Origin of the sequence: Thioclava pacifica DSM 10166, assembly GCF_000714535.1 — a bacterium.
Taxonomy (GTDB): Bacteria; Pseudomonadota; Alphaproteobacteria; order Rhodobacterales; family Rhodobacteraceae; genus Thioclava; species Thioclava pacifica.
This window is the reverse complement of the sequence record NZ_AUND01000021.1, coordinates 1-2,422: the sequence shown is the minus strand read 5'-3', so window position 1 is coordinate 2,422 and position 2,422 is coordinate 1. Positions and strand designations below refer to the sequence as shown.

Here is a 2,422-nt window from a genome sequence, read left to right as displayed (position 1 = left end):
TCTAAGAAACACGGGGCTATTCAGTCTGTCGCTCAGAGCCAGAGGGACGCAGCTATTCAGGAGCGAGACACTATGGAGGCCTTCATTGGAGATCTGCGGAGGTCTTCTCTCGCGGACGGAACCTTCTCGACGACCGGAAGGGCATGGATAATTCAGCACTACACCGCACTAACGAAAGAGCTTGACCGCCCCATCCACTGGTCGAAGCGTACCTCTAACTAAGAAAGGCAAACGACTATGTGGAACAACATCGGGCTACCGGGCCTCATTGTGATTGCTTTGATATTTTGGGGGCTATGGAAGATCTTTAGTCGCAGCAAAAAGAAGTAGTTACGCCCGCTCAAGTTGCTTTTTGCCTAGGAGCCAGAGCAGCAACATCGCCACGATTGGGTTTGTTATCAGGCCAAATAGGACCCAGCCAACTGCATTGCGACCTCGCACCTTAGCCATTCCTGCGGGTACTTGGATGCAGAACCAGAACAAGAACCAGAGGCCGAGGAGCACGGCGGCTGAGACGGCAAGAATTTGCAGGATCTCCAAGGGCAACTCCACATGTAGCTAACACATAGCCCTCTCCCAGCGGAAAGGGTGTCGCAGTCGAGGATAATGGGGTGAGCTATGCCGTCTAGCTACAAACGATGACCTTGGGGCATTAGCTGGGTCATCCCAGAGAGGCTGGGTGTGCCTAACCCCTTTAGGATTAAACGATCTGACGTTTGGCAGAAGGAATGGCTGGGGCGGTAGGATTCGAACCTACGGTGCGCGGTACCAAAAACCGGTGCCTTACCACTTGGCTACGCCCCAACGTGGAGCGGTGTTTAGCCAAGCTCGGGCGGGGCTTCAAGAGGAAAATCGGAAGAAATTTCGATTGCGTGCAGATCGGCTCTCGGGCAGGAGGCGGGGCATGGAACAACGCGATGTGGTGATCCTCGGCGCAGGGGCGGCGGGGCTGATGGCAGGGATCGAGGCAGGGCGTCGTGGGCGCTCGGTCACGGTGCTCGACCATGCGCGCAGCCCCGGCGAGAAGATCCGGATTTCGGGCGGCGGGCGGTGCAATTTCACCAACCGTCTGCTGACGCGCCAGAACGCGACCGCGCGCTTTTTGTCCCGCAATCCCCGCTTCGCGCTCTCCGCCCTGTCACGCTACACGCCGGCCGATTTCATCGCCCGGGTCGAGGGGGCGGGCATTGCCTGGCATGAAAAACATCTCGGACAGCTCTTCTGCGACGGCAAGGCTACTCAGATCGTGCAGATGCTGGTCGAGGATCTGCACGCGGCGGGCGGGTGCCTCAAACTCGAAACCTCGGTCGTGAGCCTGCGGCGCGACGGCGAGGGGTTCGTGGTGAACACCACAGGCGGTCCGATCGCCGCCGGGTCGGTGATCGTGGCGACGGGCGGCAAGTCGATCCCGAAAATGGGTGCGACGGGGATCGGCTACGAGATCGCGAAACAGTTCGGGCTCGAGATCGTCGAGACCCGCCCTGCGTTGGTGCCGCTGACCTTCGCCGAGCAGGATCTCGCGCGCACCGTCCCGCTGGCCGGGCTCGCGCGCGCCGCCCGCGTCAGCCATGGCAAGATCGGCTTCGACGAGGATCTCCTCTTCACTCATCGCGGCCTCTCCGGCCCGGCGATCCTGCAAATCTCGAGCTACTGGCGCGAAGGCGATACGCTCACGATCGACCTGATGCCGGAGGGCGATATCTCGGCGCTCCTGGCCGCGCAGCGTGCCGAGGCGGGCAAGAAGGCGCTCCATAACGCGCTTGCGCGCCACGTGCCCGAGAAGCTCGCGCAATTCGTCGTGGCTCAGGCGGGGCTCACAGGGCGACTGGCGGATCAATCCAACAAGGCGCTGGCGCGTCTCGCGGATCAGATGCACCGCTGGCAGGTGCGCCCGGTGGGCTCGGAAGGCTACCGCACGGCTGAGGTCACTCTGGGCGGGGTTGCAACGGAAGAGCTCGATGCCAAGACCATGGAGGCGCGCCGCGTACCCGGCCTCTATTTTATCGGCGAAGTGATCGATGTGACGGGCTGGCTCGGCGGCTATAACTTCCAGTGGGCCTGGGCCTCGGGCTGGGCCGCGGGGCAGGTCGCCTGAGGCGCGCCTCTTCTTCTTGATGAAAATATCTCGGGGGGTGAATTCGGCTTTAGCCGAAAAGGGGGGCAGCGCCCCCTAGTTCTGCTTTCGCCGCGTGAGGAGCGGGCTTTACCGCCCGACCCCCACATAGGCCTCGAAGCCGGCCTTCTTGGCGTCCTTGTGATGGTAGATGTTGCGCAGGTCGGCCATGCGCGGGGTCTCCATCTTCTTCGCGAGCTTCTTCAGATCGAGCGCGCGGAACTCGTTCCACTCGGTCAGGATCACCACGCAATCAGCCTTGGCGGCGGCCTTGTAGGCGTCATCAACCCATTGCACGCCCGGCAGCAG

Annotated in this window: 2 protein-coding genes and 1 tRNA gene; 1 reads left to right on the top strand and 2 read right to left on the bottom strand. The window is 61.8% G+C overall.

Translation table 11 applies throughout. The annotated features are described in order from the left end of the window. Positions 1 to 729: 729 nt before the first annotated feature. A tRNA-Gln gene (locus tag TP2_RS09285) sits at positions 730 to 804 on the bottom strand. Between the two features lie 100 nt (positions 805 to 904). Between TP2_RS09285 and TP2_RS09280 the strand changes: the two genes are divergently transcribed. Continuing rightward, a complete protein-coding gene (locus TP2_RS09280) occupies positions 905 to 2,095 on the top strand; it encodes a BaiN/RdsA family NAD(P)/FAD-dependent oxidoreductase (protein ID WP_038076518.1) in 1,191 nt (396 codons plus the stop codon). Between the two features lie 108 nt (positions 2,096 to 2,203). On the opposite strand, the gene TP2_RS09275 is transcribed toward TP2_RS09280, so the two are convergent. Further along, positions 2,204 to 2,422: UDP binding domain-containing protein (locus tag TP2_RS09275; RefSeq protein ID WP_038076515.1), on the bottom strand; the 219-nt coding region annotated here is incomplete at its 5' end.

Coding starts and splice junctions, on each gene's coding strand:
- TP2_RS09280 (WP_038076518.1), top strand. CDS start 905: ATGGAACAACGCGATGTGGTGATCCTCGGCGCAGGGGCGGCGGGGCTG.